We start from the raw sequence: 14,797 nt of genomic DNA, 5'->3' as shown, positions 1-14,797 counted from the left end.
TAGACCTCAAATTACTGACATGAGTGGCAAACAAAGGAAGAAATCCGGAACAGGCAAAAAAGGTAACAAAACTATAACTTCAGCAATTTCGGGTTTAAGACATTACAAGTGGAGATTCATCTTTGGATTGATGACCATAGGCTTTTCGGTGTATCTGGCGTTGGCCTATATTTCTTTTTTCGGAACCGGTTATGCCGACCGGAGCAAATTCGATCTTCCATTATCTGACCTATTATTTGACTCTTCTATTAAGGTTGAGAATCTTGCCGGTAAGTTTGGAGCCTGGATAGCAGATACCATTATTAATGACTGGTTTGGTATAGCCTCATGTTCCATTATATTCCTGTTCTTTATCAGCGGACTCCGAATGCTAGGTGCCAGGGTTATGCCTCTGCGCCGTACCTTCCTGCATGCCAGCCTAATTACTATCTGGTTTTCCGTTACTCTGGGCTTTATTTTCCTGAGTTTTGCCGATGACAGATACCTCCTTTTTGGTGGAGCTCACGGTTATTTTATCAGCAGCTGGCTTAGATCTTCTATTGGTAGTGTAGGTACTATCCTGGTGATTCTGGTAAGCCTTATTTCCTATCTGGCTGTCAACTTTGACAACTTCATTCCTTTTATGGGCAAGAAGCTGGGCCTTGAAGGAAAACTTCCAATCCATAAAGTTGAAAGCAAACAAGAATCTGAGGAAACCGGACAAGACGCGGAAGGCAGTTTTGAAAAGATAATAAACTTGGAGGATAGGGCAAAGAAAGACCAGGTTATCAAAAATACTCCGGCAACTGAAATACTGGTTCAACCCGTTGCACCCAAAAGAGAATTTGTTACTGATGAAGAGCCCGACACTCATGTGGAACTAAAGATTGAGAAAGCCGCATCAGAGGAAACTATTCCTGTTACAGGCAACACACCTCTTGGTGATTATGACCCAACTCTTGATCTGTCTTCATATCAGCTGCCGTCTCTCGACCTTTTGAATGATTATAGCGACAAGGATACTCAGGTAACTGAGGATGAGTTGATATACAACAAAAACAAGATTGTTAAGACCCTGGAGGATTACAAAATACAAATCAAGAGTATCAAGGCTACTGTTGGTCCTACCGTTACCCTCTACGAGATAGTTCCAATGCCTGGTATTCGTATCTCCAAGATTAAATCCCTGGAGGATGATATAGCCCTATCGCTATCAGCTCTGGGCATCCGGATTATTGCTCCTATTCCTGGAAAGGGAACTATCGGTATAGAGGTTCCAAATTCCGAACCGGCAGTCGTTTCAATGAAGAGCATATTAAGCTCCAAAAAGTTCCAGAACGCCAAGTTTGAACTCCCGGTTGCTCTTGGTAAAACCATATCCAATGAGACCTTTGTATTCGACCTTACAAAGGCTCCCCACCTTCTTGTAGCAGGCGCAACAGGACAAGGTAAGTCTGTAGGCCTTAACGCGATTATAACATCTTTGCTTTACAAAAAGCATCCGTCGCAGCTAAAGTTTGTACTCGTTGACCCCAAGAAAGTAGAGCTTACGATATATAGCAAGATAGAGCGTCATTTTCTTGCCAAAATGCCGGATGAGGAGGAACCAATCATTACTGACGTTCAACGTGTTGTCAACACTCTCCACTCCCTAACAATTGAGATGGAGGAACGCTACGACCTTCTCAAAAAGGCTCACACACGAAATATTAAGGAGTACAATCATAAGTTTACCAAGCGCGAACTCAACCCCGAAAAGGGACACCGTTTCCTGCCTTATATTGTAGTTATAATTGATGAGTTTGCCGACCTTATTATGACTGCCGGAAAGGAAGTGGAACTGCCTATCGCAAGGATAGCCCAGTTGGCTCGTGCCGTTGGTATCCACATGATTATTGCTACTCAAAGACCATCTACCAATATCATTACCGGTGTTATCAAGGCCAACTTCCCAACAAGGATTGCATTCAAGGTTGCTTCCATGATAGACAGCCGTACCATCCTCGATTCTCCTGGTGCCAACCACCTTATTGGACGAGGCGACATGCTATTCTCTCAGGGCAGTGATCTTATCCGTGTTCAGTGTGCCTTTGTAGATACTCCGGAAGTCGAGGTAATAGCCGACTTTATTGGTTCTCAGCGGGGCTACTCCACTGCACATCTTTTGCCCGAATATATCGGTGAGGGTGCTTCTCAGGAGGTAGGTGATGTGGATTTAAGTAAGCGAGACCCCTTCTTTGAGGAAGCTGCTCGTATAGTGGTAGCAAACCAATCCGGCTCAACTTCCCTTATACAAAGACGCTTTTCAATAGGCTATAATCGTGCAGGAAGGATTATCGACCAGTTGGAAGCAGCAGGGGTTGTGGGACCATTCGAAGGAAGCAAGGCACGCCAGGTACTGGTTTCGGATGATTTGGAACTTGAAAGAATATTCAAATCCCTTCAGCAATAGACAGCAATAATTTTGGAACGTTAATTGCTACATAACTGCTGAAGCTTTTATGTTAGTGGGATATCAAAAACAAGCGCACATTATGAAAAGAACTCTTTTAATCTCAATACTATCTGTTCTGACACTCTCCGTTCTCGCACAGGATCCGGATGTGGCCAAGGCCAAGACCATACTTGACAAGGTCTCTGAAAAGACTAAGGGCTACAAGACCATTAAGGCTGATTTTGCATTGAAAATTGAAGATTTGCAAACAAAAACATCAGAAACTCATGATGGCAGTATCTCCCTTAAAGGGAATAAGTATAAGATTTCAGTAATGGATGCGGAAAGCTATTTTGATGGTACTACCTTGTGGGTCTATCTTGTTGATGCTAATGAGGTTAATATCTCAGATGCCGATATGGTAGCTGATGACGAACTGGATCCTTCAAAGGTATTTACTATCCACGAGCAAGGTTTTCGTTACCGCCATGTTGGAGAGACTACTATCAAGGGAAAGGTAGCCGATATCATTGACCTGGTTCCTGAAGACAGAAATAAACCATATTCACGTATCAAACTGTACGTATACAGAGATACTCTTCAACCAGCACGCCTGGAGCAAATGGGCAAGGATGGTACCAATTTCGTTGTGGAGATCAAAAAGATGGAGGTTAATACTCCAATGACTGATGATCTGTTTGTCTTCAAAAAGGAACAACATCCCGGCGTAGAAATAATCGACCTACGATAAATGTCTGTACAAGATGGCCATAACTAGTTTCTGATTTCAGAAATAGGCCTCAGCATGGATATTGTCAGGTTTGATACCTCTACTCATCAATATTTGAAAGGCATCATTTATCATCTTGCGGTTACCACACAGGTAAAAGTGATCATAGACATCCAGCTTATTATCTTCAAGCCAGGCAGTAACCCTACCATGATAATTTCCATCTGCGGCTCTTGATGTACAAAGAGTAAGCCTGTTACCATATAAGTCCCTTTCACAGGCCTCAGAGGCATCTGTTACTCCATGAATGAGGTGATAGTCAAGTTCCGGAAAGGTCCTTACAAAGCTGTGAAAGGGAGCTATTCCTGTTCCCGTTGCCACAAACAGGTGCTTTCCTGACATATTCCCGGCAATTCTGAAATACCCCAGTGGTGCTTCAACCATCAAACCGTCACCCGGTTGAAGCCGTCTTAATTGTGGACTTACCCATCCATCAATTACTTCTTTAACCAGGACTTCAAGCCAGGGATCTTCTGCCCCACTGTAGACCGAATACTCACGTGTATAGCCCAGTGATTCCGGGCCAACACTAATATGTTGCCCAGGCACAAATTCAAGTCCATTTCGCTCAAATCGAAGCTTAAAAACTGTCCTGGTAATATTCTCTATGGAAATCAATTTATGGATACCGTAGTCGGCTCTGTTCATTATCCTTGGTAAGTTTTGCAATATAACAGAGCAAATCCCGCTTTGTTTATTGCAGGCTGCTACTCCATACTATTTTGCAGTGACAGCAAATTTATTTGCAATAATGCCACTTAGGACCAACTGCAGGGCATGATAAACCATAAGGGGCAGAAGGATAACCCCTACTCCACCCATGTCCTTAAAAATAATGGCTGCCATAACGGTTCCATGTATCAAGGACTTCTTGGAACCACAAAATACTGCAGTAATCTTGTCTTCCCTGCTGAAATGAAGGCGTCCGGCAATAAAATAAACTATCCCAAAGACAATGAAAAATAATATCCCTGAGAGCAGGACCATCATAATAATCTCAGACACTCCGGTACCTGAAAAAAGCTTGTTCATAAACGACTCAGCAAAGCATAGGTAAACGGTGAGAAGTATAATGCTCTGATCAAAAAGCCTCAGAAAACGCATTCTCCTCTGTGCCCAACGCCCAAAATACCTGTTTAATGAAAGTCCAACAAGTACTGGCACCAGAACCTGCAGGATCAGCTTCAGAACCACCGGACCAAACTCAGAGGCTCCAGCACTGCCATAGGATCCAACCAGCCCCATCCACATTGGGGTAAAAAATATACCTGCCATACTCGAAACACTTGCATTGAATATGGCACCTGGGATATTGCCCCTGGCAATTGAAACCATCACAACAGATGAGGAAACGGTAGAAGGCAAGGCAGCAAGAAAAAAAGCACCAAGCCAAAGCAACGAAAACGGCCCTTCGTGAAATACTTTGTAAAAAGGATAAACCAGCAGAGGGAAAAGTATAAAGACAGCTCCCTGTACCAAGATGTGCAGGTGCCAGTTGCCCAAATCCTGCTTCAATGAACCAAGGTTCAATTTAAGACCATAAAAAAAGAAAATAAGGGTTATGCCTATATCTCCGACAGTGTGGAGAGAAAGCAAACCCCTCGGCTGTGCAGGTTCCGGAATAATACTTGCAATTACTATTACAAGCAATAATGCCGGAACGAACTTATCCATATTTCTAATTCGTCTCAGCATCTCACAACCTCATAAAACAGTTGCAGCATGCCTCGAGGCATGCTGCATTATTCTTCTTACAATAGGAAGCTGAGCATAACCCCGGCTGCCACTGCAGATCCGATAACACCCGAAACGTTGGGCGCCATAGCATGCATCAGCAAGTGGTTTGACTTATCTTCCCTCAACCCCTCATTCTGAGCCACACGTGCACTTGCAGGAACGGCAGATACACCGGCTGCTCCGATAAGTGGGTTAATCTTGTTTTCTTCCTTAAGGAAGAGGTTGATAATCTTGGCAACTATAACACCACCGGCTGTAGCAATTGCAAATGAGAATGCACCGAGAACAAAAATCTTTATTGAACCTATGGTTAGAAACTTTGCTGCACTTGTGGATGCACCAACACACATACCCAATAGAATAGTTACGATGTCAGTCATCGAAGTTCGTGCAGTTTCAGCAAGTCTGTTGGTTACACCTGACTCTTTCAATAAGTTTCCAAAGAACAACATACCAAGCAATGACAATGCACTGGGTGCAATAAAGGTGGTCATAATCAACCCTATAAGGGGGAACAATATCTTTTCGGTCTTGGTAACCGCTCGAGGAGGCTTCATCCTTATTAGACGCTCCTTCTTTGAAGTGAGCAGTCTCATTACCGGTGGCTGAATTACTGGAACCAAAGCCATATATGAGTATGCGGCAATGGCAATGCTACCCAACAGGTGGGGCGCAAGCAAAGACGCAGAGAAGATGGCTGTAGGACCGTCAGCACCACCTATTATACTAATTGCAGCAGCTTCTTTTACCGGAAAACCCAACGCATAGGCACCGATAAAGGTTCCGAAGATACCAAATTGAGCAGCTGCACCAAGTAACATCAGACGTGGGTTAGAAATTAGCGATGAAAAGTCGGTCATCGCTCCAATACCAAGGAATATCAGAGAAGGATAGATCCCTAATTTAACACCCTGGTTAAGATAGTAGTACACAGAACCCTCCTGTTCAATACCTATAGCAGCAGTTCCGTCAAGCTGGATAGGAATATTTCCAATTATAATACCGGTACCGATGGGAACCAGCAGAAGTGGTTCGAAACCACGCTGAATAGCCAGATAAATCAGGACAAGTCCGACGCAGATCATTAAAATATTACCCCAGGTAGCATTGTAAAAGCCGCTTTCCTGTAAAAAGCCACTGAAACCATCCATGAACGAGGTCAAAGCGCTTCCTGAACCTGCAACTGCCTGCGCTTCCACATGCATCAAGGGAACAAACAACACAAAAAGCAGTGCAATAACCGTATAAATAGCTGAAAATCTTTTCACAACGCAGTCTTTTTATTATTCAATCTCCATCAATATATCACCCTGAAGGACACTCTGTCCGGGCTGTACCTTAATAGACTTAACACGTCCCTTTAGCTCAGAGTAAATATTGTTTTCCATCTTCATGGCTTCCATTACCAGCAAGCTATCTCCTCTGTTAACTTCATCGCCTTCTTTAAAGTTAATTCTAAGAACAACGCCTGGTAGTGGAGACTTAACAACAGGAGATACTCCCTCCTTTTTCTTAAATGCTTCTTCACCATAACTGTGCTTTACAGCAGGACGCATCAGTCTGGGGGTTTTAGACTGCTTCACCTCGCGGTGTATCTCAACCTCATAAATAGTACCGTTGACCTCAACCTGAGCTATGTTATCCTCTATATCCTTGATATCAACAGCATACCTATTGCCGTTTATTGTAAAATCAAACTTCTTCATAATGTCAAATACGTTTTATCGGGAGAACACACCACTTACTCCATATATCTTCGAATTCCATGGAGAATATGTACGTGAAACTCTCTTTATTGTAATGATATGGCTTTCTTCATCATGGCTTGGAGTAAGATACAGGGACAAAGCAAGTGCAATTGCAACATTTACTTCAGCCGGCATTTTTTCTATAGAATGATCCTCTGTTGTCTTACCCTGCCTCCTGAGCTTGCGTTTCGCTTGAAAGTCAATAAATTTCGGAATGTTCTTGTAAATCATCACCAGCAAGGCAAGTACTAAAAATACAATAGCATAGCCTACGAGTGCTATGACAAACACATCCGCCCAATCCAGGTTCATACTCAAAAATGTTTAAGTGTTCTGAAAATCCGTACCATCCGGCAACTGCCGCATGGTACGGTATTAATGAATTATAAAGGAATATTACTATGTTTCTTGGGAGGATTGGTAAGCTTCTTTGTTTGTAAGCTCTTGAAAGCCCTGATAACCCTGAAACGGGTATTGCGGGGCTCAATCACATCGTCAATATAACCATAAGAAGCAGCCTGATAGGGATTGGCAAACGCTTCTTTATATTCCTCCTCTTTTGTTGCTATATACTTAGCACGCTCCTCAGGATCAGTAATCTTGGAGATTGCCCGACCTTCCAATACCTCAATAGCACCTGATGCACCCATTACAGCAATTTCGGCTGTTGGCCATGCATAGTTAAGGTCACCTCTCAGTTGCTTACAGCTCATTACGTCATGGGCACCTCCGTACGACTTACGTAATGTAACTGTAACCTTGGGAACTGTAGCCTCACCATACGCAAACATCAGTTTGGCACCATGAGTGATGATACCTGAATACTCCTGGCCTGTACCTGGTAAGAATCCTGGTACGTCAACAAGGGTAAGTATAGGAATATTGAAAGCATCGCAGAAACGCACAAAACGTGCTGCTTTTCTAGATGCGTCGCAGTCAAGAACACCAGCCAGGAAGTTGGGCTGATTAGCCACAATTCCTATAGAAGCTCCACCCATACGGGCAAAACCTACAATGATGTTCTTTGCATAATTGCGGTGTACTTCCAGAAATTCCCCGTCATCTACGATTGTGTAGATAACTTCCTTCATATCGTATGGCTGGTTGGGATTATCCGGGATAATAGAATTGAGTGAATCATCAATCCTGTCGATTGGGTCAAAGCACTCTACCAACGGAGCTTCTTCCAGATTGTTTTGTGGCAGATAAGAGAGCAGCTTACGGATAAGCAGCAGACCTTCCTCCTCATTCTCAAGCATGAAGTGAGATACACCACTACGGGTAGCATGTACTTGTGCACCACCAAGATCTTCAGTTGTTACATCTTCACCGGTAACTGTCTTAACGACCTTAGGACCAGTAACAAACATATAACTGTTGTCCTCAGTCATCATAATAAAGTCAGTCAATGCTGGTGAATAAACTGCACCTCCGGCACATGGTCCAAAGATGGCTGAAATCTGTGGAATTACACCGGATGCCATGATATTACGCTGGAAGATTTCAGCATATCCCGCAAGTGATGTTACACCTTCCTGAATACGGGCACCACCACTATCATTGATACCGATAACCGGTGCACCAGCCTTCATGGCCATGTCCATCACCTTACAAATCTTCTGTGCAAAGGTCTCTGAAAGAGATCCTCCGAAAACAGTAAAGTCTTGTGAGAACACATATACTATCCTTCCATCGATAGTACCGTGTCCGGTAACTACACCATCACCAAGAATCTTGTTTTTCTCCATTCCGAAGTTGGTGCAGCGGTGAGTTACAAACATATCAAACTCTTCGAAGCTTCCTTCGTCCAAAAGTAACTCAATACGTTCACGGGCTGTAAACTTGCCCTTAGCATGTTGCGAATCGATCTTATCCTGACCACCTCCCAGCCTTGCCTTTGCACGCTGATCGATCAGTTTCTGAATCTTATCCTGAGTCGTTGACATAATGAAACAGAATTAGTTAGTTATTAATTTTCAGACAACAAACGTAATTACTCCTCAGGATGTTCACACAACTCGGTCAATACACCAAAAGTGGACTTGGGATGTAAAAAGGCAATATTAAGTCCTTCAGCACCCTTACGTGGTTCCTGGTCAATGAGTTTAACTCCCTTTTCGGCAGTTGCAGTTAATGCTTCCTTCAGATTTTCTACTGCAAAAGCAATGTGGTGAATTCCTTCACCTTTCTTTTCAATAAACTTTCCAATAGGACCTTCAGGATCTGTTGATTCAAGCAATTCGATTTTTGTCTGACCTACCATAAAAAAGGCAGTCTTTACTTTCTGGTCTGCTACCTCTTCAACTGCATAGCACTCCAGCCCAAGTACCTTTTCATAATAAGGTATTGCCTCATCGAGGCTTTTTACTGCAATTCCAATGTGCTCAATATGTGTCGGCTTCATTTCAGTTAAATTTTTCAAATAATGCCTACAAAAGTAGGGATTAAAAGTCACCAAAACCATAAAAACCAGCGCAAAAAAAGGTTGTTATACAACATAAGCGAACAACAGTAGGGTCAAATTTTCAGATTAGCGCTGTTCATCCGAAAAAAATTGTATTTTTGAACTTCGTGCCGGGTTTTAGTTTTATTCTGTCATAATTTTAACGATTGGATATACTACAATGCCCCGGTGTTACCCTATAACCATGTTAAAACCAGCCTAGAGAAGACATCTTTTTATGGAAACAATCGCACAAAGAGTAAGAAATCTGGCGGAACCTGAGATCCTCCTGATGGCACAACGCAGTAGAGACCTTAAAGCAAAAGGACTGGATGTAATCAGCCTTAGTATTGGCGAACCTGACTTTGATACGCCACAGCATATCAAAGATGCGGCCATTCAGGCAATCAATGACAACTACAGCCACTACCCCCCAATTCCGGGATACCAGGACCTTAGAAAGGCTATTTCGGATAAATTATTAAGAGAAAACGGACTAACATATGCTCCGTCACAAATTGTGATTTCCACAGGTGCTAAGCAGGCATTGTTTAATGCCATGTTTGCCGTTGTTGATCATGGTGACGAAGTAATTATTCCCTCTCCATTCTGGGCTACCTACATGGATATAGTAACCCTGTGTGAAGGTAAGTCTGTGATAGTAAGAACCAGTATTGACCAGTCATTCAAGATAACTCCCGAACAGCTTGAAAAGGCTATCACGCCAAAAACCAAGCTGCTCATGTTAAACTCACCATCCAACCCTACAGGTGCTGTTTACTCTGCTGAGGAACTTGAAAAACTGGCTGATATTATCAGGAAGCATCCACAGATCAAAGTTATATCAGATGAGATTTACGAGTTGATCTCATTCTCCGGAAAACCGGTATCAATAGCTTCCTTCCCTGGTATGCTCGAAAGAACCATTATTATCAACGGGGTGTCAAAAGGCTATGCAATGACCGGATGGCGTATCGGTTTTACTGCTGCTCCTGTAGATATTGCTGAAGCTTGTGTTAAAATCCAGGGCCAGCTGACTTCTGCTGCATCAAGTATAGCCCAGAGAGCTGCTCTTGCTGCTTATGAAGGTCCTCTGGATGAGTCAATCAAGATGTGTGAAGCTTTCAAACGCCGTCGTGATATCGTTGTTGACATCGTAAAAGACATCCCCGGACTGAAGTTTTTCGTTCCCGAAGGGGCTTTCTACCTCTTCCCCGACGTGAGCTACTATTTTGGGAAGTCTGATGGTAAGACAACTATCAAGGATGCTACCGAACTGACAATGTATCTACTTGAACATGCGCTTATAGCAACGGTTACTGGTGTGGCTTTTGGTGAACCCAACTGTTTGCGTATTTCCTTTGCGACATCCGACGAAAACCTAAAGAAAGGTCTTACAAGGATGAAAGAAGCGCTTGCAAAACTGAAATAATTAATAAAAGTAAAGCCCCGAAATGTCAAAGGAGAAGATACCTGCCGTAAACGACCAGGGTTATTTGGTTAGCCTTAGCAATGTGCTCGTGAGGCAGGATGAACATATTATCCTGAAAGATGTAGAGTTTGCACTTAAACCCGGCGAGTTTATGTACCTGATAGGTCGTGTCGGTAGTGGAAAGTCAAGCCTTTTAAAAACACTGTATGGTGAAATCCCTCTCCGCGAAGGAGAGGGATTTGCCGTCGGTTTTGACCTGAGGAAACTTAAAACCAGACAGGTCCCCTTCCTCCGCAGAAGGATGGGTATCGTATTTCAGGATTTTCAACTTCTTTCCGACAGGAATGTGTACGACAACCTCCTATTCGTGCTGAAAGCAACTGGCTGGAAGAACAAGGTAGAAATGGACCATCGCATCAGGGAAGTACTCTCAGAGGTGGACATGGTACACAAGGGATACAAAATGCCCCACCAACTCTCTGGTGGTGAGCAGCAGCGTATTGCTATTGCAAGGGCTCTTCTCAATAAACCAGACCTTATCCTGGCAGATGAGCCGACAGGCAATCTAGACCCCGACACATCGGACGAACTGATGCAGCTCCTTCATAAGATCTGTAAGAATGATGATGGCAAGGCTGTGATAATGGCTACGCACAATTACAACCTTATCAAGAAGTATCCGGGACGTACCGTTAAGTGTGAGGATTCAAGATTGTCGGAGGCTCAGCAGGAAGAGATAGATTTTGACCTTCTCAGATAGGCACTGATTCTACTGGCATTAGGCCTCTGCATATAATAAACCGCGGCTTAAGCTAAGCTTTACTTACCGTACAGCTTGTTCATCTCTTCCCTGATAGCGGCAATCGCATTATTGAAATATAGGATGGTTTCTCCACCGGCACCTTCAATAATCTGCCGGCTCAACTCTAGTGCAGAGGCATTATTGGCTATTCCTGTTGCGGTTGTGTTAATCAGTTTGACAAGTGCTTCCTTTGCAGCTTTGACCCTAGTCCAGGTCTTGTCATCCACATAAAGCTGCATTGCTATATTATGGTCAAACTCCTGACGTATAATCTTCAGAAGCAGGGTCTGAAACTGCAATGTGGTAAGACCTTGCTTCTGTTCACGAAGAACAAGGGCCTCAGGTTTTAGACGCTCCATTAGCAGAATAAGCCTCTCATAGGCCTGAAATCTAAGTCGCATCAGCTCCAGACTTTCTTTCAGCCTCAACTCATGCCTGCGCTTCTTGTTTTCCTGGCGCAGAAACAGTATTGTAAGCACGATGGCAAAAGCCATCGTGCAAAATACTGGTAGAAAGTATGGTGCTAACTCTTTCATTTTCCGTTTTTAACAACACTTGCCATAGCCCTTCCAAGTTCCCTGCAAGCTTCATACTTGCTACTCTTAAGGGCATGCTTTTCTTCAACGGGAACTCCCACGACCTTCCATCCGGAAGTCTCGGCAAAGCCTTGAAGTCTCTTAACAGCAGCTCCGGCCCAGGTAAAATTACCAAAGAAGCCAAAGTTACGCTGCGGAATACCTATGGTCTCCAGCTTGTTTACCAATGACTCCAGGTTGGGATGCAACCCGTTACTGTAAGTGGGGCTTCCAAGTATCAAACTGTTGTACTTGAAAATATCTGAAATAATATAAGATGGATGAGTCTTAGAGACATCATACATCCTTATAGATCTGACACCCTGTTCTGCAATCTCGCGAGCAATCACCTCGGCCATTTCTTCTGTATGTCCATACATAGATGCATAAGCTATCACAACTCCCTCCTCGCCCATGTAGTTGCTCCAACGATTGTACATATCCAGCACTTCAGCTATATGTGTACGAAGCACCGGACCATGGGTAGCAGCTATCATCTTTATATCAAGTGTGGCAAGCTTTTCCAAAGCCTTACGTACAGGGCTTCCATATTTACCAACTATATTGGAATAATACCTGCGCATCTCATCCTTGAAGTAATCAAAGTCCATCTCATCGTCAAAGATGCCACCGTCAAGGGTTCCAAAGCTTCCGAATGCATCGGCCGAGAACAGAATCTGCTCTTCCAACAGGTAGGTCACCATGGTCTCAGGCCAGTGAACCATGGGTATCATAAAAAACTGAAGGGTGTGATTCCCAAGCTCCAGTTTACTGCCCTCGTCTACTTCTATACAATTGTCACTAAATCCAAAATACCCGTCAATCATCGGTATGGTCTTCTTGTTTCCGACCAGCTTCATATCGGGATATAATTCCCTGAGAATTTGTATTGCACCGGCATGATCAGGCTCCATATGATTGATCACCAGATAGTCGATTGGTCTCGCACCCAGTACTGCCCTGATCTTTTTCAGGAAACGCTCTACCTGTCCTATTTCTACTCCATCAATCAAAGCCACCTTCTCATCGGTGATCAGATATGAATTATATGCCACCCCTCGTTCAAGTGGCCACATATTCTCAAACAAATGTGTACGGCGGTCGTTAACGCCTACATAAAAAACATCCTTCGCAAGATTTACCGGTTTGTACATATTACTGTAGTTAATAAAAACACCTTCGTTAAGGGGTAATGGGGGTTAGAGGCTGATCAGCAACCAAACGTCATTATACTTAGGATATTGGCTACGGATCTGTGCAAGTCGTGAACGTGCATCCAGTTCATCGTTAAATGAAGCAACAGAAACACGGAAAAATCCATGTTCGCTTTCCAATAGTATTGGAGAAAATCCTTCATTAGTCAAGTCATTACTGAATCGACGGGCATTGTCCAAAACCTGGAATGAACCAATAATAATATAGTATTTACCCTTGGGGCCAGTCTGACCAATAGGGGTTACTCTTTCTTCCCTGACAACAATTGCCGGTTCCGGCTTTGGCTCAGGTGCTGTCTGTTTAACCTCAACCTTCCTGGGCTCTTCCTTTACATATATTGATTCGCTTGAATCAAAACGGCTTGAACCTTTGCGCATACTAGCACATGAAGAAAGCAGGAGCATTCCTGCAGCCACAACTATCACATATTTCACTAATCTCATATTTTCCTTGTTTGGTTACCGGCTACCAAAGATAAACTTTCAGCAACAAACAAAAAAGTACTTTCTTTGCAAAACAAAATCTTATAACATGGTTCTGAAAAGAAGTTCAAAGCCCCGGATAAACCGCAAAGTATTAATTTCAATGTACATCATTGGCGCTTTGCTAGTAGTGATGCTTGCCTTTTCTCTGAGGTTCTACAACCGCATCTTCGGACCCAATGTAGTGACTGAAGACAGTAAGGGAATCGAACTCTACCTGCCTTCTGATCCGACTTTCGAAGAGGTAGTAGGTCTTCTTGAACTCAGTGGTGCGGTCCAGGACATGAAAAGCTTCATTTGGGTAGCCCGTCAGAAAGCCTACCCTATTAATCCCAAAGGGGGACGCTACATTCTGAAGAATGGAATGAGCAATAACGAACTCGTAAATATGCTCAGGTCCGGAGCTCAGACCCCGGTCAACGTTACCTTCAATAATATCCGCAGACTGGAGGATCTCGCTGCTGTTCTTGCCGACCGTCTGGAGGCAGACTCAGCAGCATTTATGAAGGCCTTTACTGACGAGCAGCTGATTGAGGAAGTGGGCTTTCAGCCCAATACCCTGATGGCCCTGTTTATACCAAACACCTATCAGATGTACTGGAACACCAGTCCTAAGGCCTTTGTGCAAAGGATGAAGAAGGAATATGATGCATTCTGGAATGAAGACAGACTTAAAAAAGCTGAGACTATAAGGCTTACACCGGTTCAGGTTTCCACTCTTGCTTCAATTGTAGATGAGGAAACTATCAAACGGGATGAGAAACCTCGTGTCGCAGGATTATATATCAACCGCCTTGATATTGGCATGAGGCTTCAGGCTGATCCCACTATTAAGTTTGTTATCGGCAACTTTGCTGTAAACAGGATACTGACAAAGGATCTTGAGATAGACTCCCCCTACAATACCTATATCTATGCCGGACTGCCCCCCGGCCCTATCAGAATGCCTTCAGTAGACGGCATTGATGCGGTACTCAACTACGAAAAGCACGATTTCCTCTATATGTGTGCCAAGGATGATTTCTCGGGTTACCATGCTTTTGCCCGTACTCTACGTCAGCACAATATCAACGCCGAGAAATACCGCAAAGCACTAAATAGAAGCAGGATTTACAGATAAGCTGTAAATCCTGCCGTTACTTTAATCTCATACTTCAGCT

The 14,797-nt window shown here is 43.6% G+C and carries 15 protein-coding genes; 5 read left to right on the top strand and 10 right to left on the bottom strand.

Going from position 1 to position 14,797, the window contains the following annotated elements; translation table 11 throughout:
• Positions 1-19 precede the first annotated feature (19 nt).
• Entirely contained in the window at positions 20-2,431 is a 2,412-nt protein-coding gene (locus M9189_RS05815; RefSeq protein WP_250725349.1) for an FtsK/SpoIIIE family DNA translocase, read from the top strand.
• Between the two features lie 82 nt (positions 2,432-2,513).
• Complete coding sequence (gene lolA1 / locus M9189_RS05810) at positions 2,514-3,164, top strand: outer membrane lipoprotein periplasmic chaperone LolA1 (protein ID WP_250725347.1); 651 nt, start codon at positions 2,514-2,516, stop codon at positions 3,162-3,164.
• 36 nt (positions 3,165-3,200) lie between these two features.
• Here the strand turns inward: lolA1 and M9189_RS05805 are convergent, their stop codons facing one another.
• The 7 genes from M9189_RS05805 to mce all read right to left on the bottom strand — a co-directional run bounded on the left by M9189_RS05805 (position 3,201) and on the right by mce (position 9,092).
• Entirely contained in the window at positions 3,201-3,851 is a 651-nt protein-coding gene (locus M9189_RS05805; protein ID WP_250725345.1) for a ferredoxin--NADP reductase, read from the bottom strand.
• 69 nt (positions 3,852-3,920) lie between these two features.
• Positions 3,921-4,877 (bottom strand): bile acid:sodium symporter family protein, encoded by a 957-nt coding sequence (locus M9189_RS05800; RefSeq protein WP_250725343.1) that lies wholly within the window; start codon positions 4,875-4,877, stop codon positions 3,921-3,923.
• Positions 4,878-4,954: 77 nt separating this feature from the next.
• A complete protein-coding gene (locus tag M9189_RS05795; RefSeq protein WP_250725341.1) occupies positions 4,955-6,208 on the bottom strand; it encodes a sodium ion-translocating decarboxylase subunit beta in 1,254 nt (417 codons plus the stop codon).
• A 15-nt stretch (positions 6,209-6,223) separates the two neighbouring features.
• Positions 6,224-6,646 (bottom strand): biotin/lipoyl-containing protein, encoded by a 423-nt coding sequence (locus M9189_RS05790; RefSeq protein WP_250725339.1) that lies wholly within the window; start codon positions 6,644-6,646, stop codon positions 6,224-6,226.
• A gap of 15 nt (positions 6,647-6,661) precedes the next feature.
• A complete protein-coding gene (locus M9189_RS05785; RefSeq protein ID WP_250725337.1) occupies positions 6,662-7,000 on the bottom strand; it encodes an OadG family protein in 339 nt (112 codons plus the stop codon).
• 71 nt (positions 7,001-7,071) lie between these two features.
• Complete coding sequence (locus M9189_RS05780) at positions 7,072-8,634, bottom strand: acyl-CoA carboxylase subunit beta (protein ID WP_250725335.1); 1,563 nt, start codon at positions 8,632-8,634, stop codon at positions 7,072-7,074.
• Positions 8,635-8,681: 47 nt separating this feature from the next.
• Positions 8,682-9,092 carry a methylmalonyl-CoA epimerase gene (gene mce / locus M9189_RS05775; RefSeq protein WP_250725333.1) on the bottom strand — a complete coding sequence of 137 codons (411 nt, stop codon included), beginning with the start codon at positions 9,090-9,092 and terminating at the stop codon, positions 8,682-8,684.
• Between the two features lie 277 nt (positions 9,093-9,369).
• On the opposite strand from mce, the gene M9189_RS05770 reads away from it, so the two are divergent.
• Together M9189_RS05770 and M9189_RS05765 are read left to right on the top strand one after the other, a co-directional pair.
• Entirely contained in the window at positions 9,370-10,563 is a 1,194-nt protein-coding gene (locus M9189_RS05770) for a pyridoxal phosphate-dependent aminotransferase (protein ID WP_250725331.1), read from the top strand.
• 22 nt (positions 10,564-10,585) lie between these two features.
• Positions 10,586-11,323, top strand: a complete 738-nt coding sequence (locus M9189_RS05765) for a cell division ATP-binding protein FtsE (RefSeq protein WP_250725329.1) — start codon at positions 10,586-10,588, stop codon at positions 11,321-11,323.
• 59 nt (positions 11,324-11,382) lie between these two features.
• Here M9189_RS05765 and M9189_RS05760 read toward each other — a convergent pair whose 3' ends face one another.
• The 3 genes from M9189_RS05760 to M9189_RS05750 are packed head-to-tail and all read right to left on the bottom strand — an operon-like array spanning position 11,383 to position 13,598.
• A complete protein-coding gene (locus M9189_RS05760; protein ID WP_250725327.1) occupies positions 11,383-11,901 on the bottom strand; it encodes a DUF7935 family protein in 519 nt (172 codons plus the stop codon).
• A complete protein-coding gene (locus M9189_RS05755) occupies positions 11,898-13,094 on the bottom strand; it encodes an FprA family A-type flavoprotein (protein WP_250725325.1) in 1,197 nt (398 codons plus the stop codon). The genes M9189_RS05760 and M9189_RS05755 overlap by 4 nt, the downstream gene beginning before the upstream one ends.
• A 45-nt stretch (positions 13,095-13,139) precedes the next feature.
• Entirely contained in the window at positions 13,140-13,598 is a 459-nt protein-coding gene (locus M9189_RS05750) for an SPOR domain-containing protein (protein WP_250725323.1), read from the bottom strand.
• Between the two features lie 88 nt (positions 13,599-13,686).
• Between M9189_RS05750 and mltG the strand changes: the two genes are divergently transcribed.
• Positions 13,687-14,757 carry an endolytic transglycosylase MltG gene (mltG, locus tag M9189_RS05745; protein ID WP_250725321.1) on the top strand — a complete coding sequence of 357 codons (1,071 nt, stop codon included), beginning with the start codon at positions 13,687-13,689 and terminating at the stop codon, positions 14,755-14,757.
• Positions 14,758-14,797 lie beyond the last annotated feature (40 nt).

It is taken from the genome of Xiashengella succiniciproducens (assembly GCF_023674465.1).
Classification (GTDB): domain Bacteria; phylum Bacteroidota; class Bacteroidia; order Bacteroidales; family Marinilabiliaceae; genus Geofilum; species Geofilum succiniciproducens.
Note: the sequence above shows the minus strand (reverse complement) of the source record. Positions and strands in the feature narration are given on the sequence as shown.